General features: G+C 60.8%; 15 protein-coding genes. 9 read left to right on the top strand and 6 right to left on the bottom strand.

Features of this window, described 5'->3' with window-relative positions; genetic code table 11:
- Positions 1 to 91 precede the first annotated feature (91 nt).
- Together ABJO75_RS05270 and ABJO75_RS05265 are read left to right on the top strand one after the other, a co-directional pair.
- The gene (locus tag ABJO75_RS05270; protein ID WP_348135016.1) at positions 92 to 1447 is read left to right on the top strand and encodes a pitrilysin family protein; all 1356 of its coding nucleotides are present in this window, start codon (positions 92 to 94) and stop codon (positions 1445 to 1447) included.
- Positions 1444 to 2757 (top strand): pitrilysin family protein, encoded by a 1314-nt coding sequence (locus ABJO75_RS05265; RefSeq protein WP_348135015.1) that lies wholly within the window; start codon positions 1444 to 1446, stop codon positions 2755 to 2757. The genes ABJO75_RS05270 and ABJO75_RS05265 overlap by 4 nt, the downstream gene beginning before the upstream one ends.
- Positions 2758 to 2800: 43 nt before the next feature.
- On the opposite strand, the gene ABJO75_RS05260 is transcribed toward ABJO75_RS05265, so the two are convergent.
- Together ABJO75_RS05260 and deoC are read right to left on the bottom strand one after the other, a co-directional pair.
- On the bottom strand, positions 2801 to 5137 hold the full coding sequence (locus tag ABJO75_RS05260) for an aldehyde dehydrogenase family protein (protein ID WP_348135013.1): 2337 nt from the start codon (positions 5135 to 5137) through the stop codon (positions 2801 to 2803).
- A 51-nt stretch (positions 5138 to 5188) separates the two neighbouring features.
- Positions 5189 to 6178: a deoxyribose-phosphate aldolase gene (deoC, locus tag ABJO75_RS05255; RefSeq protein ID WP_348135011.1), complete on the bottom strand. Its 990-nt coding sequence runs from the start codon at positions 6176 to 6178 to the stop codon at positions 5189 to 5191.
- A 220-nt stretch (positions 6179 to 6398) separates the two neighbouring features.
- Here deoC and ABJO75_RS05250 point away from each other — a divergent pair, with 220 nt between their 5' ends.
- Genes ABJO75_RS05250 through ABJO75_RS05235 form a run of 4 tightly spaced genes read left to right on the top strand, consistent with a single transcriptional unit; the run spans position 6399 to position 10307 of the window.
- Positions 6399 to 7361, top strand: coding sequence for a zinc ABC transporter substrate-binding protein (locus ABJO75_RS05250; protein WP_348135009.1), 963 nt, complete (start codon positions 6399 to 6401; stop codon positions 7359 to 7361).
- A 1-nt stretch (position 7362) separates the two neighbouring features.
- Entirely contained in the window at positions 7363 to 8172 is an 810-nt protein-coding gene (locus ABJO75_RS05245; RefSeq protein ID WP_348135007.1) for a metal ABC transporter ATP-binding protein, read from the top strand.
- 3 nt (positions 8173 to 8175) lie between these two features.
- Positions 8176 to 9381: a metal ABC transporter permease gene (locus ABJO75_RS05240; RefSeq protein ID WP_348135005.1), complete on the top strand. Its 1206-nt coding sequence runs from the start codon at positions 8176 to 8178 to the stop codon at positions 9379 to 9381.
- Positions 9378 to 10307 (top strand): metal ABC transporter permease, encoded by a 930-nt coding sequence (locus ABJO75_RS05235; protein ID WP_348135003.1) that lies wholly within the window; start codon positions 9378 to 9380, stop codon positions 10305 to 10307. The genes ABJO75_RS05240 and ABJO75_RS05235 overlap by 4 nt, the downstream gene beginning before the upstream one ends.
- Before the next feature lie 4 nt (positions 10308 to 10311).
- Here the strand turns inward: ABJO75_RS05235 and ABJO75_RS05230 are convergent, their stop codons facing one another.
- Both ABJO75_RS05230 and ABJO75_RS05225 read right to left on the bottom strand, forming a co-directional pair.
- Positions 10312 to 12348, bottom strand: a complete 2037-nt coding sequence (locus ABJO75_RS05230; RefSeq protein ID WP_348135001.1) for a DEAD/DEAH box helicase — start codon at positions 12346 to 12348, stop codon at positions 10312 to 10314.
- Positions 12349 to 12433: 85 nt separating this feature from the next.
- Complete coding sequence (locus tag ABJO75_RS05225) at positions 12434 to 16009, bottom strand: hydantoinase B/oxoprolinase family protein (protein ID WP_348134999.1); 3576 nt, start codon at positions 16007 to 16009, stop codon at positions 12434 to 12436.
- A 124-nt stretch (positions 16010 to 16133) separates the two neighbouring features.
- Between ABJO75_RS05225 and mutL the strand changes: the two genes are divergently transcribed.
- Together mutL and rmuC are read left to right on the top strand one after the other, a co-directional pair.
- The gene (gene mutL, locus ABJO75_RS05220) at positions 16134 to 17972 is read left to right on the top strand and encodes a DNA mismatch repair endonuclease MutL (RefSeq protein ID WP_348134997.1); all 1839 of its coding nucleotides are present in this window, start codon (positions 16134 to 16136) and stop codon (positions 17970 to 17972) included.
- Positions 17969 to 19204 (top strand): DNA recombination protein RmuC, encoded by a 1236-nt coding sequence (gene rmuC, locus ABJO75_RS05215; protein WP_348134995.1) that lies wholly within the window; start codon positions 17969 to 17971, stop codon positions 19202 to 19204. Before mutL ends, rmuC begins: the two co-directional genes overlap by 4 nt.
- 67 nt (positions 19205 to 19271) lie before the next feature.
- On the opposite strand, the gene ABJO75_RS05210 is transcribed toward rmuC, so the two are convergent.
- Positions 19272 to 20204, bottom strand: coding sequence for a 2-dehydropantoate 2-reductase (locus ABJO75_RS05210; protein WP_348134993.1), 933 nt, complete (start codon positions 20202 to 20204; stop codon positions 19272 to 19274).
- Positions 20205 to 20530: 326 nt separating this feature from the next.
- Between ABJO75_RS05210 and ABJO75_RS05205 the strand changes: the two genes are divergently transcribed.
- The gene (locus tag ABJO75_RS05205) at positions 20531 to 21121 is read left to right on the top strand and encodes an outer membrane beta-barrel protein (RefSeq protein WP_348134991.1); all 591 of its coding nucleotides are present in this window, start codon (positions 20531 to 20533) and stop codon (positions 21119 to 21121) included.
- Positions 21122 to 21264: 143 nt separating this feature from the next.
- Here the strand turns inward: ABJO75_RS05205 and ABJO75_RS05200 are convergent, their stop codons facing one another.
- Positions 21265 to 23562 (bottom strand): heavy metal translocating P-type ATPase, encoded by a 2298-nt coding sequence (locus ABJO75_RS05200; RefSeq protein WP_348135042.1) that lies wholly within the window; start codon positions 23560 to 23562, stop codon positions 21265 to 21267.
- Positions 23563 to 23812: the final 250 nt, after the last annotated feature.

Raw genomic sequence — 23812 nt, 5'->3', positions numbered from 1 at the left:
TAAATATTTGTAACCTCAAATTTACGTCGGCTGTCTTGAACCTCGCGGAACTGAACGTAGGTTGAACTGCGTATCATAGAGGGTGATTTCAATGGCGCGTGTCTTTTCTGTTCTGGCTTCGGTCGCGGCCCTTGCCGCATGGGGTGCCGGAACGTCCGCCGCAGAAACGATCGAGGATTCGGTCACCAGTTTCGAGCTTGAAAACGGCATGCAGGTCGTGGTGATCGAGGATCATCGCGCCCCGGTTTTGCAGCAGATGGTCTGGTATCGGGCGGGATCGGCGGATGAACCCGTGGGGGCGTCGGGGGTTGCGCATTTCCTTGAGCATTTGTTGTTCAAGGGCACCGAGACGCTGGAACCGGGCGAGTTTTCTGCCGTGGTCGCCGCCAATGGCGGACAGGACAACGCTTTTACCAGCTATGACTATACCGCCTATTTCCAACGCGTCGCGGCGGATCGACTGGAATTGATGATGCAGATGGAGGCCGACCGCATGGCCAATCTGCAACTGGCCGAAGCGGACATCCTGACCGAGCGTGACGTGATTCTTGAAGAACGCAACATGCGCACCGAGAACAACCCCGGCGCCCTGTTCAATGAACAGATGAGCGCGGCGCAGTACTTGAACCATCGCTATGGCGTGCCCGTCATCGGCTGGAAGCACGAGATGGAAGAGCTGAGCCTTGAGGACGCGCTGTCGTTCTACAAGACCTATTATGCCCCCAACAACGCGATCCTAGTGGTGTCTGGTGATGCCGACCCGGATGAAGTGAAGCGGTTGGCCGAGACCTATTACGGGGTGATACCGGCAAATCCTGACCTGCCCGAGCGTGTCCGCTCGCAAGAGCCGCCTCAAACTTCCGAGCGGCGGCTGACGTTCAAGGACGCGCGGGTGGCGCAGCCCTATGTGTCGCGTTCCTATTTGACACCGGAGCGCGACAGCGGAGCGCAGGAAAAGGCAGCGGCACTGGTTCTGCTGGCGGCGATCCTTGGTGACGGCACCACGTCTTACCTGACCGAAAAATTGCAGTTTGAACAGCAATTGGCGGTTTATACCGGCGCTTTCTACAGTGGGACATCGCTGGATGACACCACGTTCGATCTGGTGATTGTGCCCAGTCGCGGCGTGTCACTGGCCGATGCAGAAGCGGCGCTGGACGAAACCATCGCGGAGTTCATGCGCGGCAGCGTGGATGAAGAGCAACTCGACCGGATAAAGATGCAGCTGCGCGCGTCTCAGATCTATGCGCGTGACAACGTGGACGGCATTGCGAACCGCTATGGGCGAGGACTGACCAGCGGATTGACCATTGAGGATATTCAGGCATGGCCGGATATCCTCCAGGCGGTGACACCGGACGATATCATGGCGGCGGCACGCGAGACGTTTCAGCCCGAGGCGTCGGTGACAGGCTGGTTGATGCAGAATGACGAGGTGACCCAATGATGCGGATTGCAATAACCCTTTTCGCGCTGGTTCTGGCGCTGCCTGCCTGGGCCGAGGTCAAGGTTCAGGAAGTCACAAGCCCCGCCGGAATCAATGCTTGGCTTGTCGAAGACCACACCATTCCCTTTACCGCGCTGGAGATCCGGTTTCGCGGCGGCACGTCGCTTGATGCGCCCGACAAGCGGGGCGCGGTTTATCTGATGACCGCTTTGATCGAGGAAGGGGCCGGAGATCTGGATGCCCGTGCCCATGCTCGCGCCGTCGAGGCGTTGGCAGCGTCGTTCCGGTATGATGCGAGTGATGATGCAGTGTCCGTTTCGGCGCGTTTCCTGACCGAGAACCGCGACGAGGCACTGGCGCTGTTGCGCGATACCATTCACGAGCCGAGATTTGACCCCGAAGCAATCGAACGTGTGCGCTCGCAGGTGATCGCAAGCCGCGAGTCGGCGACCAAAGACCCCGACGATATCGCGAGGGCGTCGCTCAACGCGCTGATCTTTGGCGATCACCCCTACGGTTCGGACGGCGAAGGCACTGTCGAGTCGGTTGCCGCATTGACCCGCGAGGACATCCTGTCGGCGCATGAAGCGGTTTTTGCGCGCGATCGCCTGTATGTGTCGGCCGTCGGTGACATCACGCCCGAGGAACTCGGCACGATGCTGGACGATCTGTTGGCAGAACTGCCCGAAACCGGCGCTCCGCTGCCGGAACCTGCGGACGTCACCATTCCCGGCGGTGTAAAGGTCGTTGATTTTGATACGCCTCAATCGGTTGCGGTGTTTGCGCAAAACGGGATCGAGCGCATGGACCCGGATTTCTTTGCGGCCTATGTGATGAACGAAGTGCTGGGCAGTGGCTCCTTCGAAAGCCGCCTGATGCAAGAGGTGCGCGAAAAGCGTGGGCTGACCTATGGGGTCTATTCCTATCTGGCACCTCGCGATCTGGCAACGATCTATCTGGGCAGCGTCGCCTCGGGCAATGATCGCGTCGCGGAAGCGATTGAGGTGATCCGCGCGGAATGGGCCAAGGTGGCGTCCGAAGGGATCAGCGCTGAAGAAGTCGAATCTGCCAAAACCTATCTGACCGGGGCCTATCCTCTGCGGTTTGACGGCAACGGCCCCATTGCGCGAATCCTGACCGGAATGCAGATGCAAGGTCTGCCAGCTGACTACATTGCCACGCGCAACGACAAGGTGAACGCCGTGACAGTCGAGGATGTGAACCGCGTTGCCGCTGAACTTTTGGACCCCGACGGTCTACAGTTCGTGGTGGTGGGTCGTCCGGTCGGGCTGGCAGAATCGGTGAACTAACGCGTGTCAGGCGCTGATTGGCACGTCAGTGCGCGGCCAGTGTCTATTCGCCGTAGGGCACCCAAATCGTCTTGACCTCGGTGGCTTGTGACAGGAAGCGTGTGGTCTGCGGGCTGAACCAGTCGGTGGTTTGGCCGTTATTGACCCATGTACGCTTGAGGTTCCCGGCGCTCGCGCGTTCGATCTGGGCCGACAGTTCGGTCGAGGAAAAGCTCCAGATTGCGTCTATGTTCAGGTGCGCTGCCATGGTCGGTCCAAGGTCCGTATGGCGCCCTGTCAGGATGTTGACCACGCCGTCCGGCACATCGGAGGTGTCGAGGACTTGATAAAAATCGGTGGCCGCGATCGGGTAGGGTTCGCTTGCGGCAAGCACCACCCGGTTGCCCATCGCAACGGCGGGGGCCATGGCCGCGACCAGTCCCAACAGCGGCGCCTCGTCAGCGCAGAGGGCTGCAATCACACCAACCGGTTCTTTCATTGCCAGCGCGATACCACGTATCGGCACGGACTGTGTCTGCCCGTCGTATTTGTCCGCCCAGGCTGCTGCCGAGAACAGGCGCTGGATACTTGCCTCAACCTCCTTTGCGCCTTGCCGCCCGCCCGTCATGGCATCGATCCGGTGAGCGAATTCATCCGCGCGGGCCGACAGGTTCTCACCAATGTAGTACAGGATTTGCGCGCGCAGATGGGCCGTGGTTCGGCTCCAGCTTGCGGCACCTTGAGCCGCCTCGACCGCGTTGCGTACATCTTTGCGACTTCCAAGACCCACGTGACCGAGCAGGCCCCCGGACTTGCCAATGATCGGCTGCGAATACCCACTGTCGGGCCGCGCCTGCTTGCCACCGATATACATCTTTGCGGTACGATCGACAGGGGCCGAGGCTGCACCGGTGCCACCCAACGGCTCCACCCGGCTCAAAGGTTTCGCCTTGCCTCGGGGCTTCGTATAGGCGCGCAGACCCTCCCAGCCACCTTCGCGGCCAAACCCGCTCTCGCGCACTCCACCAAAGGGGGCGGCGGCGTCAAAAAGGTTGGTGGCATTGACCCAGACCACCCCGGCGGCCAGCTTCGGCGCGATCTCAAGCGCCAGATTGACGTTTTCGGTCCAGACCGTCGCGGCCAGCCCATAGCGAGTATTGTTGGCGATCTCGACGGCCTCACCCGGCGTGCGGAAGGTCGTTGCGACCAAAACCGGGCCAAATATCTCTTCCTGCATCAGCGCATCTGACGGTGTCAGCCCGGTGATCAGCGTTGGAGGATAGAAACAGCCCTCTGATGGCATCTGGATCGCGGCAACATGGCGCGTACCTGCCGTATTGGCGTCGACCAAGCGGGTGATTGCCGCGTGTTGAACAGCGTCCACCACCGCGCCGATATCGATGCATTTGTCCAGCGGATCGCCGATGCGCAGCTTGTCCATGCGCGCTTTGAGCCGGGTATGAAATGCGTCTGCAACGCTTTCCTGCACCAACAGGCGCGACCCGGCGCAACAGACCTCACCCTGATTGAACCAGATCGCATCCACCAGTCCCTCGACCGCGCTGTCCAGATCGGCATCGTCAAAAACGATATAGGGGCTTTTGCCGCCCAGCTCGAGTGTCAGCGCCTTGCCGGAGCCCGCCGTCGCCTCACGGATGCGCCGCCCGACAGCGGTTGACCCGGTAAAGGCGATCTTGTCCACATCGGCGGCAACCAGCATCTCGCCCACGGCGCCGTCACCGGTGATGATGTTGACCACGCCCTTCGGAACACCGGCTTGCTGGCAAAGGTCGGCAAAAAGCAACGCAGTCAGCGACGTGTACTCGGCGGGTTTCAGAACCACCGTATTGCCCATGGCCAGTGCCGGTGCAATTTTCCACGCCAGCATCAAAAGCGGGAAATTCCATGGAATGATCTGTCCACAGACGCCCAACGGATCGGCATCAGGCAACGCCTCTTCCATCAACTGCGCCATGCCTGCGTGATAGTAAAAGTGCCGCTGCGCCAACGGGATGTCAATGTCACGGCTTTCCCGGATCGGCTTGCCGTTGTCGAGCGTTTCCAGCACCGCAAACAGCCGCGCGTGTTTCTGCAATAGCCGCGCAATAGCATACAGAATGCGCGCACGCCCCGGCCCGCCCAACCGCGTCCATTTGCCCTGTGCCTTCCGCGCGGCGGCAACGGCAGCGTCCACATCGGCCTGTCCAGCCTGACTCAAGGTCGCCAGACATTCGCCAGTCGCCGGATTGCAGCTTTCAAAGCCGTCATTCAAAGACGTAAAGGAGCCGCCAATGAAATGCCCGAACTGTCTATCATGTTTGGCCAGCCATGCCCGCGCTTCGGTGTCGCTCTCCGGCGCTGGCCCATACTCCATGGTCTCGAATATCTCCTTGACGGTCATCATTTCACCTTTGTCAAAATACTCACCCGCGTAACACAGGCCACGGTCGGCTCAGCCGATGGCATGGCGATAAACGGCAGAGTAGGCGCCCGTAACATGGTGCTCCAGCTGACGCTCGATATCGCCCAAAAGCGAGCTGGCCCCGAACCGGAAGAGGTCAGGCTGCAACCAGCGATCTCCCAGTTCATCCTTCATCAGCGACAGGTACACCAGTGCGTCTTTTGCCTTGGATATTCCGCCCGCCGGCTTATAGCCAACCCGAAAGCCCGTGCGCTGGTAGTAATCGCGGATCGCCCGGATCATCACCAGAGATACGGGCAGAGTCGCATTTACGCTTTCCTTGCCGGTCGACGTCTTGATGAAATCCGCCCCCGCCATCATGCAGATCAGGCTGGCGCGCCCCACGTTGCGCAGCGTGCCCAATTCGCCGGTTGCGAGGATCGCTTTGACGTGGGCATCGCCACAGGCCTCGCGAAAGCTCTTCATCTCGTCATAGAGCGCCTGCCAGTTCCCCGACAGCACATGACGCCGCGAGATCACGATATCGATCTCGCGCGCCCCGGCGGCAACGCTTTCGCCGATTTCCGCGACCCTCAGGTGAAACGGCGACAGCCCGGCGGGAAATCCGGTGCTGACCGCAGCAACCGGGATGCCAGTACCTGTCAGCGCCTGTACCGCAGGGGCGATCATGTCGTGATAGACGCAAACGGCCCCGGTGGTCAGCCCCTGCATGCCAAGTGCATCCAGCAGATCGGCGCGTACCGGTTGACGTGCTTTGGCGCAAAGCCGCTGCACCCGGCCAACGGTATCGTCGCCCGCCAGCGTGGTCAGATCGATGCAACTGACCGCACGCAAGAGCCACGCAGCCTGGTAGTCCTTTTTCACCGACCGACGCCCCGGCAGCGTGGCAGCACGTCGTTCGATCGCTGATGTGTTGGCCTGCACCGCGCGAACCCATTGCATATCCAGGTCCATCCCCGGATTGCGTGGCTCTGCCGCCAGTGGGAGGAGTGCGCTGTGCGTCGTTGTTTCGGTCTGCATTTCGCCCCCCGTTGGTTCGGCGGTCAGGGTGTCACGGCTCCAACATCTTGGCAAGCGGGCGCAGCATTGACGCTTCCGTCGTTCGGTGCTGCTTTTTAGGCAGTTGCAACAACAGAAATCGGTCCAGATCAACTTTAGTTGCGAATAATTCGCAATAGCATTGACTTAGTTGCGAATCGATCTCATATTCAAGGGGTCTTATCCTAACTGGAAGAGCCCGATGATACTGCGCCGTTCAATGTTGATTGCCCTTGTGTCCGCCTTGACGCTGCCCCTTGCAGGGCGTGCCATGGCCGAACCACCGACGAAAGTGGTGGCGACGACAGGAATGATCGCCGATGCCGCCCGTCAGGTGGGCGGTGATCTGGTCGAGGTTCAGGCGTTGATGGGGCCGGGTGTCGACCCGCACTCCTACAGGCAGACCCGAACGGATATCGTCGCAATGACACGCGCTGATCTGGTGTTGTGGCATGGCCTGTACCTTGAGGCGCAGATGGAGGATTTCTTTGGAGATCTGACACGAAAACGCAACGTGGTGGCGGTTGCTGATGGTTTGCCGCACGAGCTTCTGCGCGGACATGACGATTATGAGAATAAATTTGACCCACATGTGTGGATGTCGCCTGACCTCTGGAAGCTGGTTGTTGAACAGGTGCAAATGGCGTTGACTGCTACCCGCCCGGATGCGGCGGACGTGTTTGCTGCCAACGCTGCTGCGCATCTGGCAGAACTGGACACCCTGTCGGCATACGCCGCCGAGAGTATGGCCGCCGTGCCAGCAGACAACCGTGTGCTGCTTACCGCGCATGACGCCTTTGGTTATTTCGGCGACAGCTATGATGTCGAGGTTCTGGGTATTCAGGGCATTTCGACCGAAAGCGAAGCCGGTCTGAACCGTATCAGTGCGCTTGTGGATCTTCTGGTCGAGCGCGAAATCACCGCAGTTTTTGTGGAAAGTTCGGTTTCGGACCGCAACATGCGGGCCTTGGTCGAGGGTGCTGCGGCGCGCGGCCACGAGGTCCTGATCGGTGGAGAACTCTTTAGCGATGCGATGGGCCCAGAGGGTACTTACGAGGGCACCTATATCGGTATGATTGATCACAATGTGACGGTAATTGCCTCCGCTTTGGGTGCGAACGTGCCAGCGCAGGGCATGTCCGGCAAACTTTCGGCGGGATTTTGAGATGAGTGTCGAACTGATCGCATCGCAAGGCACCGTCACCGAACGGCAACCGCAGGTGGACAGTCCTCTCGCGATCCGTGGGCTGACCGTGTCTTATGGGCAGAAACCGGCGGTGTTTTCCGTGGATATGACCGTGCAACCGGGCGCAATGACCGCGATCATCGGGCCGAACGGGGCAGGTAAATCCACGCTGCTCAAGGCGGCATTGGGAATCGTCAAGCCGTTGTCAGGGCAGGTACAGGTATTCGGTGCGCCACTCGAGCGTCAGCGAGGCCGGATCGCCTATGTCCCGCAGCGCGCCAGTATTGACTGGGATTTTCCAACCCGGGTAATCGATGTGGTCCTGATGGGGCTTTACCGGCAACTGGGCCTCTTGGGCCGGGTGCGCGGTGTGCACCGGACGCGGGCACTGGATTGTCTGGATCGTGTTGGAATGCGCGATTTTGCCGAGCGCCAGATCGGGCAATTGTCCGGTGGTCAGCAGCAGCGGGTATTCCTTGCACGCGCGCTGGCGCAAGATGCGGATCTCTATCTTTTGGATGAACCGTTCGCCGGGGTCGATGCGGCGACTGAAAAGGCGATCATCGGCGTGCTGAAATCACTGCGGGCCGAGGGACGTACCGTGGTCGTGGTGCATCATGATCTGGCCACTGTGCGCGACTATTTCGACAACGTATTCCTGATCAACACCAGCAAGGTGGCCGAAGGGCCGGTTGATACGACATTCACCGCCGAAACGCTGCAGGCGACCTATGGCGGGCGCTTGGCCACGGCGCAGGTCGATCAACTTGCCGTGGCGGCGCTGGTCTGACTCATGCTCGGCGATGCGCTGCTGCTACAACTGGGCTATAACGCCACGCTGGTCGCCATAGGGGCGACGCTTTTGGGCATTGCGGCGGGCGGTACCGGAACCTTTCTGTTCTTGCGCAAACGCGCCTTGGTCAGCGATGCCATCAGCCACGCGACGCTGCCCGGTGTTTGCCTCGCGTTCATCGTGATGGTGATGTTGGGCGGCGACGGGCGCAATCTGGTCGGTTTGCTACTGGGATCTGCGATTTCGGCCTGGATCGGGTTGTTGTGCCTCAGTTGGCTGGTACGGCACACGCGGTTGGCCGAAGATGCGGCAATCGGTGCGGTCCTGTCGGTCTTCTTTGGGTTCGGCATCGTGCTGCTGACCGTGATCCAGACCATGGGATCAGGACGGCAGGCGGGGCTTGAGAGCTTTTTGCTTGGCTCAACCGCCGGGATGCTCTGGGCCGACGCTATGGTGATTGCCGTTGGCGGGGCGGTGACGCTTGCCCTGATCCTTTTCTTGCGGCGGCCCATGACGCTGGTGGCGTTCGATCCCGAATATGCGCTGGCACGCGGGCTGCCGGTGGCTCGCATTGATCTGGCGATGATGGGTTTGGTGATGGCGGTCACTGTTGTCGGTCTCAAGATTGTTGGGTTGATCCTGATCGTCGCGCTGCTGATCATACCTCCAGTCACTGCGCGGTTCTGGACCGAGCGCAGCGAACTGGTGGTCTTGCTTGCGGGTGTCGTCGGCGGGCTGTCAGGCTTTGTCGGAGCGGCGATCTCGGCGTCGGCGCCGAACCTTCCGACCGGGCCGATCATCGTTCTGGTCAGCTTTGGCTGTTTCACTGTCTCACTGTTGTTGGCACCGGGTCGCGGTGCGTTGGCGGCGTTGCTGCGCCATTTGCGGTTCCAAAAGCGGGTGCACCTGCGTCAGGGATTGCTGGCGCTGGCGCAGGGACAACCCATCTACGAAGCTCTGACATTGCGCCTGCTTCGACGCGCGGGTCTGGCGCGTGCCGATGGGGTGGCGACCGATATGGGCCGCGCCCGCGCCGCCAAGGCGCTGCGCGATGAACGGCGCTGGCATGTGGTGCGATCAGATCAGGCATATGAGGCAGCAGCCGCCCTTTATGACGGTCTGCGTGATATCGAAACGGTCTTGACCCGCGACCAGATTGCCGAGGTCGACAGGGCCATTGGTGGCCCGGAAGGGGTGCCAGCATGAGCGGTACAGAATTTGTTCCCTTGTCACTGCCGCCACTGTTGATCGGCATTTTTGCGGCAATCGCCTGTGCCTTGCCGGGGAATTTCCTCGTACTGCGGCGGCAGGCGCTGATCGGGGATGCGATCAGCCACGTGGTTCTGCCGGGCATCGTGGTGGCGTTTCTGGCGACGGGTGTGATTGCCGCATGGCCGATGATGCTTGGTGCTGCGGGGGCCGCAGTGATTGCGGTTGTACTGATTGAGTTGATCCGCCGTTTGGGTCGGATCGAACCCGGTGCTGCGATGGGCGTGGTGTTTACCAGCATGTTCGCCGCCGGGGTGCTGCTGCTCGAGCAATCGGACACATCGGCGGTCCACCTCGACGTCGAACACGCGCTCTACGGAAATCTGGAGAGCCTGATCTGGCTGGATGCCACCGGTTGGGGGTCGCTGCTGGATATCGAGGCGTTGCGGGGACTGCCCGCGGAATTGCCACGAATGGCGATCACACTTGTGGTCGTGGCCCTGTTCACGCTGTTGTTCTGGCGACCGCTGAAACTCTCGACCTTTGACGAAGGTTTCGCCCGCACACTGGGTATTCGCACCGACCTGCTGAGTTTCGCGTTGGTGATTACGGCAGCGGTCGCAGCAGTCGCGGCGTTTGACGCTGTTGGCTCCATCATCGTGATCGCGATGTTCATCTGCCCGCCAGCAGCCGCCCGGCTGATGACCAACCAGCTCGAGCATCAGGTCGCGTGGAGCGTTGTCTTTGCCACTGCGTCAGCAGTGATCGGCTATGTGCTGGCAGGCTATGGCCCGCTTTGGCTGGGGGGGCAGGATGCCGTCAGCGCGGCGGGGATGATCGCCACGGTCTCGGGCCTGATCCTGGCGCTTGCGGCTATGTTCGGACCCTGCCGTCACCGCGATGGTGCGCGGCAGCAGGGCTGACGTTTCAGGATTTCGGGGCGCGCCGCTTGGGTGGCTTGTCGCCCCCACGTGTCTTTGCCGCCGCCGCACGGGCCTTGTTCTTCTTGCTGCTGGGCTTGCCAACGGGCGGGGCCTTGCCCGGCTCGGCGTTCCGCGACTTGCGCTTGCCTGCCAGTGGTTTTCCGTGAGGCTTATAGGGTTGCGAGGTGTCCTTGGCCCGTGGATCACGCGGCGGGCTTGCAGGTTTCGCGGCGCCTTTGGATTTTGAGGCGGGTTTGGGTTTTCTGGCGCGCGGTGTCGGCGCATCATTCCAGTCGATCGGTTTTGAGTCCGTCTTGGCGGCCGGCTTGGCCGCTGCAGGCGTCGGTGCGGGTGCCGGTGTGGGTTCAGATGGGGCAGACCCGCGATGTGGTTTGGGCCTGTTACCCGCAGGTTTACCGCCATAGGGCTTGCCGCCGCCAGATTTGCCACCGGGACGGGAGGAGCCGCCGAGATCAGGCGCTTTGTCCAGTCGGGTCACTTTGGCGTCGCCTTCGACGGTCATTTCAGGGCCAAGCGTGGCGGCGAAACTGTTGGCGCTGGCCTCGCGGATTTCCACAAAGCTCTCGTTGTACTGAATACGGATCGCGCCGATATCGTCCTTGGTGATGCCACCGGCCTTGCACAGGATCGGCAACAGGCGGCGAACCTCCACATTGGCCTTTTTGCCACCCGCAACCGAGAACCAGACGCTGGGTCCGAACGGGGCACGGGGTTCGGGTTTTCCGGCAGGACCCGGCGCAGAAAGCTCTTCCGGTGCAGAATGGCGGCTTTCATACAATGCAACATAGGCGGCGGCGATCTGTTCGGCGCTGAAACGGGACACCAACGCCGTCGCGGCTTCGGAAGGTTCCATTGGTGTGGACCAGACCGGATCGGCCAGCATCCGGTCGCCATCGCGGGCGCGAACATCGTCGGCCGAAGGTGCCTCGCCCCAATCAGCGGACAGTTTGGCAAATCGCAAAAGGCGCTCACATTTTTTGCGTGCGGCAGGTGGGACGATCAATGCGCTGACGCCCTTGCGCCCCGCGCGCCCGGTGCGACCGGAACGGTGCAACAATGTTTCGTGGCTGTTGGGCAGTTCCGCGTGCACCACGAGGTCAAGGCTTGGCAAATCGATGCCACGCGCGGCGACATCGGTGGCAACACAGATGCGTGCACGCCCATCCCGCATGGCCTGCAGCGCGTGGGTGCGTTCGGATTGCGACAACTCACCGGACAGGGCCACGACGGAAAAGCCGCGATTGGATAGCCGGGTTGTCAGCCGGTTCACCATCGCGCGGGTATTGGCAAAGACCAGCGCGTTGGGCGCCTCGTAAAAGCGCAGCACGTTGATGATCGCATTTTCGGTGTCACGCGCGGCCACGGACAAGGCACGGTATTCGATATCGGTGTGCTGACTGGTTTCCGCCGCTGTCGAGATGCGGATGGCGTCGGTTTGATACTTGCCGGCAAGGTTGGCGATGCCGCGCGGAACGGTGGCCGAAAACATCAGGGTGCGGCGAGTCTCGGGTGCGCTGCCCAGAATAAATTCGAGATCTTCCTGAAAGCCGAGGTCGAGCATTTCATCCGCTTCGTCCAGCACGATGGCGCGCAGGGCGGTCATGTCGATGCTGCCGCGCATGATGTGATCGCGCAGGCGGCCCGGTGTGGCGACAACGATATGCGCGCCTCGCGCAAGTGTGCGGCGCTCGTCGCGCATGTCCATGCCGCCGACGCATGATGCAAGCTGCGCCCCGGCCTTGGCATAAAGCCAGGCCAGTTCGCGTTTCACCTGAAGCGCCAGTTCACGGGTCGGCGCAATGATCAGCGCCAGCGGCGCGTCCGCGTCGTCGAAACGGTCTTCTGCGCCGAGAAGGGTTTCGGCGATGGCAAGGCCAAAGCCGACCGTCTTGCCCGATCCGGTCTGGGCCGAAACCAGCAGATCGGAATTTCCAAGCTCAGGGTCGGTTACGGCCTCTTGAACCTGGGTCAGGCTGTCATAGCCCTGTTGGCTCAGCGCATCTGCGATGGATTGTTTCACGGGGCCGCCTCTAGCTTTGATGCGCGGGATCGCGCGCGGGGATCAAGCGCTGGCACCTAGACCTTTGGCGGGGCAATGTATAGCACTATGTGCCCCAGCCGCCGCCTCCGGGCGTGAACATGCCAAACATCGCGTCTGCGGGCAGATCGATTTCGTCGTTGCCCTTTAGATCGACGCGGCTGCCGTCGGGCAATTCTGCCCAGTTCACACCAACCGCACCCGGAGTGCCCCCATCGACGCCAAAAGGCGGGATTTCGCGGTGCGAACACAGTGTGGTGACCGTGACCGGTGTCAGGAACCGCAACAGACGGGTTGCGCCGTTGCCGCCGCTCCATTTGCCTGTGCCACCAGAACCGTCGCGGACGCCGAACGCTTCGAGCCGCACGGGAAAGCGTTTTTCAAGGATCTCCGGATCGGTCATGCGGGTATTTGTCATATGCGTCTGGATCGCGTCGCAACCATCAAACCCCGGACCGGCGCCGGTGCCACCGGCGATGGTTTCATAATTCTGAAACTCTTCATTGCCCCAGACAAAGTTGTTCATCGTCGCCTGACTGCCCGCGATCACATGCAGCGCCCCATAGAGCGCGTTGCACATCGCCTGACTGACCTCGGTATTGCCCGCAATGACCGCCGCCGGATATCTGGGATTCAGCATCGACCCTTCGGGCGCGATGATCTTGAGCGGATGCAGACAGCCTTCGTTCAGCGGGATATTGTCTCCGACCAAGGTCCGGAACACATAGAGCACCACGGCGCGGCAGATCGAGAATGGCGCGTTGTAGTTGCCGGTGTGTTGCGCCGACGTGCCGGTAAAGTCGATCACCGCCTCGCGCGCATCCCTGTCTACCGTCACTGAGACTTCGATCGTGGCGCCGTGATCCATCGGATAGCTGAACTGACCCCCCGGCAGTTTGCCCAGCACACGGCGCACGCTTTCCTCGGCGTTGTCCTGTACGTGGCCCATATAGGCGGTCACTACATCCAGCCCATAGCGTTCCGCCACCTTGAGCAGCGCCTGACGCCCGGTTTCGTTGGCCGCCACCTGTGCCTGCAGATCGGCCATGTTCTGTGGAATGTTGCGACAGGGGTAGCGGCCTGAGCCGAGCACTTGTTCGGCTGTTTCGCGTTGAAACGTTCCGCGTGAAACAAGCCGGACATTGTCGATCAGAACGCCTTCTTCGTCGATATGGCTGCTGTCGGGCGGCGCGCTGCCGGGGGTGCGGCCACCGATATCGGCGTGGTGGCCACGACTGCCGAGCCAGAAGACCGGTTTGCCGTCAGCAAAGACCGGGGTGATCACCGTGACGTCGGGCAGATGGGTGCCGCCGTTGTAGGGCGAGTTCAGCATGAACGCGTCGCCTTCGTGAATATCGCCCGCGTTCTCGCGCATGACGGTTTTCACGCTTTCCGACATCGATCCGAGATGCACGGGCACATGCGGCGCATTGGCCACCAGATCACCGTTCACGTCAAAGATCGCGCAGGAAAAATCGAGCCGTTCCTTGATGTTGACCGACCACGATGTGTTGGCAAGTGTTGCGCCCATCTGGTCGGCTACGGACATGAACAGATTGCCCATAACTTCGAGCAACACCGGATCGGCCTCGGTGCCGGCGGCGCGGGCGTGGGCTTTGGCACTGGTGCGTTCGAGGATCAGGTTCCCCATGTCATCCAGCCGCGCGGCCCATCCGGGTTCAACGATATTGGTGCCGGTGGCCTCGGTGATGACAGCGGGGCCGGTGATCTGGGTATCACGGGGTAGGGTCTCGCGGACGTAAAGTGGGACGTTCTGCCACGTGCCATCGCTATGCATCGGGATTTGCGCGCGCGGGGCCGGGTTGTCACCAAACGGCACCGGGGCAGGGGCTTGGCCCGTGTCACCGATGGCCTCGGCTGCGACCATCTCAAACTGGATCTCGCGTTCGGGAGAAACAAAGCCGAAACGGTTTCTGTGCGCGTCTTCAAACGCCGCTTGCATGGCGTCGGTGACGCCAAACGGAACCTCCAGCGCCTGATGCGAGCCGTCATAGCGCAGATGCGCGTGGCATTCGGTACGGATCTGTGCGGCACCCTGATTGCGGACCTCGTTGGTCGCGTCGGTTTCGATCTCTGTCAGTGCGGCACGGGCGGTTTCGATGTCGGCCAACGGCGCATCGACCTGCACCTCACGCAGGGCGCGGATTTCGGCGAGGCCCATGCCATAGGCCGACAACACCCCGGCGTATGGATGGATAAACACCCGCGACATTCCAAGCGCATCGGCAACAAGGCAGGCATGTTGTCCACCCGCGCCACCAAAACACTGCAGCGCATAGCTGGTCACGTCATGGCCCCGCTGAACGCTGATCTTTTTGATCGCGTTGGCCATGTTGTCGACCGCGATGTGCAGAAATCCGGTGGCGATATCTTCGGGCGGGCGGGGGGGCTCGCCAGTCTCGTCGGCAACCTCCAGTGCGAGGGTTGCAAATTTTGAACGGACAGTGTCGGCGTCCAGCGGCAGATCGCCGTTTGGCCCAAAGACATGGGGAAAGTGATCGGGATTCAGCTTGCCCAGCATGACATTGCAATCGGTCACGGTCAGCGGGCCGCCGCGTCGATAACAGGCCGGGCCGGGATCCGCGCCGGCACTTTCCGGACCGACCTGAAACCGCCCCTGAGCGAAGGTGCAGATGGAACCACCGCCAGCGGCGACGGTATGAATGTCCATCATCGGCGCGCGCATACGGACGCCCGCGACCTCGGTTTCAAACGACCGCTCAAAGGTGCCCGCATAGTGGCTGACATCGGTCGATGTGCCGCCCATGTCAAAGCCGATCAGATGGTCATGGCCCGCCGCCTCGGCGGTCTTGACCATGCCGACGATGCCGCCCGCTGGGCCAGACAGAATGGCATCCTTGCCTTGAAACAGCCGTGCATCCGTAAGACCGCCGCTGGATTGCATGAACAACAGCCTTTCACAGGCGCGGCCCATGTCGAGGGCGTCCGCAACCTGATCCACATAGCGGCGCAGGATCGGCGACAGATAGGCGTCGACCACCGTGGTGTCTCCACGCCCGACCAGCTTGGCCAGTTTGCTGACCTCATGACTGGTCGAAACCTGCGTAAACCCGATCTCGCGCGCCATTTCCGCGACGCGCTGTTCGTGTACAGGGTTCAGATAGGCGTGAAGCCCTGCAATCGCGACCGCGCGCAGCCCTTGGTCATAGGCGGATTGCAACGCGATTTGGGTCGCAGCCTCGTCCAGAGGACGGATCACGCCGCCATCGGCGTCAAGCCGTTCGTCCATTTCGGCAACTGATTCATAGAGTAGTTCCGGGCGGATGATTTGCAGATCAAACAGTTTGGGACGTGTCTGGTAACCGATCTGCAACAGGTCGCGAAACCCTTTGGTGATCAACAGCAGCACCGGTTCGCCCTTGCGTTCCAACAGCGCGTTTGTCGCAACGGTCGTACCCATTTTGACCGCCCCGATGGCCTGATCGGGAAAGGTGCCGTCGATCCCCATCATGTCGCGAATGCCCTGAACGGCGGCATCTGCATAGCGTTCCGGATTTTCCGAGAGCAGCTTGTGCGTGGCGAGCGTGCCATCTGGCTTTTGCGCCACAACGTCGGTAAATGTGCCGCCCCGGTCGATCCAGAATTCCCACTGTCCGCTCATATTTGCCCCCGGCTTGTTCATGCTCCAGCCTTTGCGGGGCACCGCGCATTTGTCAACGCAAGGGCGCAGGAATGCGCATCATTCCGGTGGCAGAATCGTTGCCCGCCATGCTAGGTATAGCGGCATGGCACAGGCAAACCCCAATATCGGCGAAAAGCTCCCGGTGATCCGGCAACTTGACGAGTCAGCGATAAACCGGATCGCGGCTGGTGAGGTTGTCGAGCGGCCTGCGTCGGCCGTCAAGGAACTGGTCGAAAACGCGATTGATGCGGGTGCAGTGCGCATCGCGATTGATGTTGCGGATGGCGGCAAGACGCTGATCCGAGTGACGGATGATGGCTGTGGCATCGCGCGGGATGAGCTGGAACTGGCCTTGTCGCGCCATGCGACCTCCAAGATCGACGGATCCGATTTGCTGAACATCCATACATTTGGGTTTCGTGGCGAGGCGCTGCCATCCTTGGGCGCCGTTGGACGGTTGACCATTACCAGCAGGGTGGCGGGTCTCGACGCCGCCAGCATCCGTGTCGCGGGTGGTGACATGGGCGCGGTGCGGCCAGCGGCGCTGAACGCGGGTACGGTGGTCGAACTGCGTGACCTGTTCTACGCCACCCCGGCGCGGCTAAAATTCATGCGCACCGACCGGGCCGAGGCGCAGGCGATTACCGATGTGGTCAAACGGTTGGCGATGGCGGAACCGTCTGTCGGATTCACTCTGCGCGATGTGTCCGGCGGTGGCGATCCGCGCACAGTGTTCCGCGCTGACCCGGAAAGTGGCGATCTGTTTGATGCCCTGCATGGGCGGCTTGCCCGTGTGCTGGGCCGTGAGTTTGCCGAGAACGCCTTGCGGATTGATGCCACGCGCGAGGACATCCGCCTGTTCGGATACGCCGCCTTGCCCACTTATTCGCGCGGCGCGGCGGTGGCACAATACGTCTTTGTCAACGGCCGTCCGGTGCGTGACAAGATGCTTGGCGGTGCTTTGCGCGCCGCCTATTTCGATTTCCTCAGCCGGGACCGGCATCCAGTCGCGGCGTTGTTTCTGGATTGCGATCCGACCCTGGTCGACGTGAATGTCCATCCGGCCAAATCCGAAGTCCGGTTTCGCGATGCAGGGGTTCCGCGCGGGCTGATTGTTTCGGCGCTGCGCCATGCGCTTGCCGAGGCAGGGCATCGGGCATCGACCACCGTGGCCCATGCGACGCTGGGGGCCATGACGCCCGAGCCAACTGCAGCGCGGGTTTACCAGATGGATCGACCGTCAATGGGTGCACGCAATGCCGCCTATGCCGCGCAGGCCCCAAGTGCTCAGGCATCGGGCTTTGCCGAGATGGCCGACACCCCAAGCGGTCGCGTTGTTGACACAGTGACCGAGGCCGAGGCGTTGCCGCTGGGGGCCGCACGCGGGCAGGTGCATGAAAATTACATCATTGCCCAGACCGCCACCGGCATGGTGATTGTCGATCAACACGCGGCGCACGAACGGCTGGTCTATGAAAAGCTCAAGGCGCAGATGGCTGAGAACGGGGTGGCCGCGCAAGCCTTGCTGATTCCTGAGATTGTTGAACTGTCAGACTCCGATTGTGCGCAACTGCTGGAAATCGCGACGGATTTGACGCGGCTTGGGTTGACTATCGAACCCTTTGGCGGCGGTGCGGTGGCCGTCCGTGAAACGCCTGCAATACTGGGTGCGGTTGATGCGACCGCGATGATCCGTGATATCGTCGACGAACTCACCGATCTCGGCAACAGCCAGACCGTGCAGGCGCGGATCGAGGCGATTCTGTCGCGGGTGGCCTGCCACGGGTCGATCCGGTCAGGCCGCCGGATGCGCGCCGAAGAGATGAACGCGCTTCTACGCGAGATGGAGGCGACGCCGCATTCCGGACAGTGCAATCACGGGCGGCCAACCTACGTGGAACTAAAACTGGCCGATATCGAACGGCTGTTTGGACGCACATGATACAGATCGGAGAAACAAACTATGCGCTGGATAGTCCGCAGGTTCTGGCGGCACTCGGCGCGGCGGCTTTGATCCTGCTGGTGTTGATCCTGCTGGTGCTGGCGGTGCGCGCCTCCGGGCGATCCGCGCGGATGGCAGAACCGTTGGCGCAACAACTTGGCCTTTTGGGGCAAAGCGTGCAGCAATTGGGGCAGGGGCAAGATCAGTTGCGCGGCGGCTTGCAGCATGTGTCCGAAACCCAGGCCAACGCGCAGGTTCAAATGATCCAGACGGTCGAAAGCCGCCTGTCGGATGTGCAGCAACAGATGAACGACCGGCTGGCAGACAACATGATGCGCCAGAACCGCGCCCTGACCGAAATGCAGGAACGGATGAAGGAAACCCTGCACGGCAGCAGCAAACAAACCGCGACCTCGTTAACGCAGTTGCAAGAGCGGCTTGCGACTATTGACAAGGCGCAGGACAATATCACCAAGCTTTCCGGCGATGTGCTGTCGCTGCAGGACATTCTCAGCAACAAGCAGACGCGCGGGGCCTTTGGTGAAATCCAGCTGAACGATATCGTGTCCAAGGCGCTGCCCAAAGACAGTTACGATCTGCAGGCCACACTCAGCAACGGCAAACGCGCCGACTGCCTGATCCGACTGCCGAACCCGCCCGGACCCATTGTCATCGACAGTAAATTTCCCCTCGAAGCCTATGAGGCACTGCGCGCGGCAGAAACGCAGCCGCAAGTCACAGAGGCCGCGCGCATGATGCGGACCTCAGTGCGCACCCATATCAAGGCAATTTCCGAACGCTACATCCTTGAGGGCGAAACAGCGGATGGTGCGTTGATGTTCCTGCCATCCGAAGCCGTCTATGCGGAACTCCACGCGAATTTCCCGGAACTGGTGCGCGAGGGCTTTGATGCGCGGGTGTGGATCGTATCTCCGACAACCTGCATGGCGACGCTCAATACCATGCGGGCCATTCTCAAGGATGCGCGCATGCGCGAACAGGCCGGTGCTATCCGCAAAGAGCTGAGCCTGCTACACAAGGATGTTGACCGCCTCGGCGATCGGGTCGGCAATCTCGACCGCCATTTCGGTCAGGCCGCCAAGGATATCTCCGAGATCAAGATCAGCGCCGACAAAGCCGGACGCCGCGCGCAGAGGCTCGACAACTTCGATTTCGAAGAGATCGCGGCGGAACCTGACAACGTCGTAAAGCTTGGTCAGCCTGACGCCTGATCAAGCCACGTTTCAAGCCTCTTCATCTTTGGAAAAATACTCCGGGGAGTCTGAGGGGCAGCGCCCCTCAGCCACCTTGGCCGGATTTGTGCGGCAACAGCACCGAATATAGCGCGGAATTTATCGGTGCGGGCACACCCGCCTCCTGCGCCAACCGCCGAACCGCGCCAGACACCCATTCGATTTCCAGCGGTCTTCCGGCCTCGAGGTCGATGGCGGTCGAAGCCCGCATGTCGCGCGGCAGGCCCTGAACGATTGCCCAGGTGTCTTCCTCGATGGTCGACGGCAACGAAATGCCCCGTGCTCGCGCGAGTGCGGCGGTTTCCGCGATAACCGCGCGGAACAGTTCAGACAGCGGCGGATGGTTCAGTACGTCGCCAATCCGACAACGGGCAGCGGCTGTAACGCCGGAGGCAGCCGAGAACATGATGAACTTCATCCAGAGATCACGGTTGATGTCATTGGTCGCCGGGGCCGCAGCGCCTGCAGCATTAAACGCGGTGCGCAGGGCATCGATGCGTTCAGACGCGCGGCTGTCGCGCTCGGCAAAAACAAATCGGTTGAATGTGCCGACCTGACCGATGACGCCCGGTTTGACGATGGTGGTCGAAATATGTGCAACACCGTTGGCAACGCTGGCCTCGGGCAAAACGGCGAGCAATCGGTCGGCCGCTTCGACGCCGTTCAGAAACGGCACAACCACCGTATCCGGTCCGATCATCGGCAAACATGCCTTTGCCGCGCTTTCCAGTGCGTCGCCTTTGACACCAAAGATGATTGCATCGACTGGCCCGACTTGCGCAGGATCATCCGTGGCGATCCAGGGCGTCACGGTTTCTGCTTCATCGCCGCTATCTGGGCCATTCAGCCTTAGGCCGGCATCGCGAATGGTCTCAAGATGTGCCCCGCGCGCAATGGTCGCGACCTGATGCCCTGCTTTGGTCAGACGCACCGCCAGAAATCCGCCGATCCCGCCGGTAGCCATGGTTGCGATTTTCATGTGGCCTCCGTGAATGCTCGTTTCTGTCAGGCTAAGACATGGGCAGAGGAATGCCCAGAATATTTGCAGACGCATGCCACTTACGTAAGCAAAACTAGCTGCATTTGGCAGACTGCCATGTGTTGCGTAGTTGTGCCTGGTCTTGGTGAATCTGTGATCAATTAGGCACAGATCGGCGGTGCATTTGTACATCGGTGCCGGTTGTGGAACTCGGCCTTGAAATACTTTAAGATGAGCATAGTTGCTCTTTGAACAGGTCGTTTCCGGGACGCGGGATTGAACTTGAGCCTAGCGGCGATAAACATTCGTTCCAATGGAGAAGTATGATGATCAACCGTACAACAACTGCTCTTCTTTTTGCTTCAGCCGCGACCGCGGCGCTGGCCACGGCGCCGGCCCAAGCGGGCGACTTTGCAGGCGGATATCTTGGTGCACAACTCGGATACGCCTATGGTGATTTTGACCTCGGCAGCGCCGTCGACACCATAACCGACTTTGACAGCGACAGCGTCATCGGCGGTATCTCCGGGGGCTATCTTTGGGCCGTTGGGAATGGCTGGTATGTCGGACCGGAATTCCAGTACGATTGGGCGAACATCACGATCAATAACGCAGACACAGGCGAATCCGCGACCTTTGACGGCATCGCGCGTTTGAATCTGATTGGCGGCTACGAATTGGGCAACGGCATGCTCTACGGTAGCCTCGGTTATGCCTATACTGATCTGAGCGGCGTTGGCGACTTCTTTGACGGAAGCAGCAATGGCTATGCGATCGGTTTCGGTTATGACTGGTGGGTTGCTGACAGTTGGACCGTTGGTGCCGAGTACCTCTATCAGAGCTTTGATGGCATCGGATCCGGTGGCGGCGATGTTGACCTCAGCACGATTTACTTGAGGACATCCTACCGCTTCTAAGCTTTACCGCTTTATCTAATACGAAACGGCCCGCGATCACCTGATTGCGGGCCGTTTTGTTTTGTTGGTGGGCGATGGAAATTTGCAGGAGCGCAACAAGTGGCTTCTGTTGCCTTTTGTCGTACGCACAACTTAGGTCTCGATCAGCTTACAGCGGCTTCCGTAACTCTGGATTGGCTGGATGTTTTGGGGGCCGGGACAAAGCTAGCGGGTTTGACATGGCGCAGCCGCAGGGCGTTGGTCACCACAAAGACCGAAGACATCGCCATCGCCCCTGCTGCAAGAACCGGTGAGAGCATCAATCCGAACATTGGATAGAAGAGCCCCGCCGCAACCGGAATCAACAGCACGTTGTAGCCAAACGCCCAGAACAGGTTCTGGTGAATATTGCGCATGGTTTTTGCAGATATGTCAAAGGCGTGGGCGACACCCGTCAGATCGCCCGAGATCAACACAACGTCGGCGGCCTCTATTGCCACATCGGTCCCGCTGCCGACGGCAATGCCCACATCCGCGGATGCAAGGGCGGGCGCATCGTTGATCCCGTCCCCGACAAAGGCCAGCTTGCCATCCGCACGCAAACTGTTGAGCGCCGCAACCTTTCCGTCGGGCAAAACCCCCGCAATAACGGTATCGATCCCCAATTCGTTTGCGATGGCCTTGGCCGTTGCCTCGTTGTCGCCCGAGATCATCGCCACTTTCAGCCCTATGTCATGAAATGTCTTGATAGCCGCAGGTGTGGTCGGCTTGATCGGATCCGCCACGCCGATGACCGCTGCGGCCTGACCGTCGATTGCCGCGTAAAGTGCAGTGCGTCCGTTTTGCGCCAATGTCGCGCCGGTTTCGGTCAGACCGCCGAGATCTACGCCATTCCGGGCCATGAATTGATCTGATCCAATCAGCACCGTTTTCCCGTCAACCCGCGCCTGCGCCCCCAGCCCGGTTGCCGACTCAAATTCTGTGGCTTTGGCCACTGGCAGACCTGCCTCAGCCGCTGCACGCGATATCGCTTGGGCGATCGGGTGTTCCGAGAGGGACTCGACCGCCGCGATCAGGCCGAGGACCCGGTGTTTTTTAAAACCGTCTGTGGTGACGAGATCGGTCATCGCAGGCTGGCCCTGTGTCAGCGTTCCGGTCTTGTCCAGCGCGACGACGTTCACGTCTTGCAGCAATTGCAAGGCATCGCCCTTTCGGAAAAAGACACCCATTTCTGCGGCGCGCCCGGTACCGACCATGATTGAGGTCGGTGTCGCGAGCCCCATGGCGCAGGGGCAGGCGATGATCAGCACCGATACCCCGGCAACCAAAGCATAGGAGAGTGCCGGATCAGGCCCAATGGCGAGCCAGAGCAACATCGTGGCGATGGCGGCAATCATCACGGCTGGGACGAACCAGGCCGTGATGCGATCAACCACACCCTGAATGGGCAGCTTTGCGGCCTGTGCCTGTTCAACCATCGCGATAATCCGCGCCAGCATGGTATCCGCACCAACCCGCGCCGCGCGAAAACGGAATGCTCCGGTGCCGTTGATCGTGCCCCCGATCACCGTCTCGTCGACGGTTTTGGCAACCGGAACGGCCTCGCCGGTGATCATGCTTTCATTCACAAACGAACTTCCGGACAGCACCACGCCATCCACGGCAATGCGTTCACCGGGACGCACCCGAATCACATCTCCGACGGTGATCTCTTCGATCGGCAGATCAACGGTCTGAGCCGCCCTTTCAATCCGGGCGACGCCGCTGCGCAGCTTGATCAGCCTGCGGATTGCGTCGCCGGTGCGCCCTTTGGCGCGCGCTTCCAGATAGCGTCCCAGAAGGATGAGAACGACAATGACCGCTGCAGCCTCGAAATAGACATTGGCTGTTCCCGCCGGCAGCGGACCCGGCGCAAAGGTGGCCACGACCGAAAACCCATAGGCCGCAAGCGTTCCGATCGCCACCAGCGAATTCATGTCCGGCGCGCGCCTGAGCAGGGCGGGGAATCCTTTGGCAAAGAATTGCAGACCCGGTCCGAACAGCACCACTGTGGTGAGCAGGAACTGAATGTAATGGCTGTTCTGGATGCCAATCGTCTGCTCGATCAGCTGGTGAATGCCGGGTACGACATGCGAGCCCATTTCCAACAGAAAGACGGGGAGCGTCAGCAGCCCCGCTATCACCGTCATACGCCTTAGTCGTGCGGTGTCTTCGGTCTTGTCCACAGGGGCGGCATCAGGTGTTTTTGCCCGTGCAGGATAACCCGCGTCGGTTACGACATCGGCGATTTGCGTTGGTGTGGCAAGCGCCCTGTCATATTCCACCGTCGCGGTTTCTGTCGCCAGATTAACGGTCGCGGTGACGACGCCGGGTGCAGATTGCAGCGCACGCTCTGCCCGACCGACACAAGATGCGCAGGACAGGCCGGACACCTGAAGCTGTATGGTTTGGGTTTGTGGCATGGGACTCATCGGTGTTTCCTATTGCGAGAATAGGTGGCGCGCGCTCCGATTGAAAGATCACGCCCCGAAATGCGGATTCGCAAAGCGTCGCATCCGATGGTAACCTAGCTGTTCCATCCCGGATGATCACATAGATCCTCGCCGATCTGCCCTTTTCATGGCAAGATCGGTTTTGGGTGACATTCGGGAGAACGCTCAATGCTGATCCAACTTCATAGCCAGGCGACGACGACACCCAAGAGACGGGCGG

Source organism: Sedimentitalea sp. (assembly GCF_039973035.1).
Taxonomy (GTDB): Bacteria; Pseudomonadota; Alphaproteobacteria; order Rhodobacterales; family Rhodobacteraceae; genus Sedimentitalea.
The sequence above is the reverse complement of the archived record's forward strand: the minus strand, read 5'-3'. Positions and strand labels throughout refer to the sequence as shown.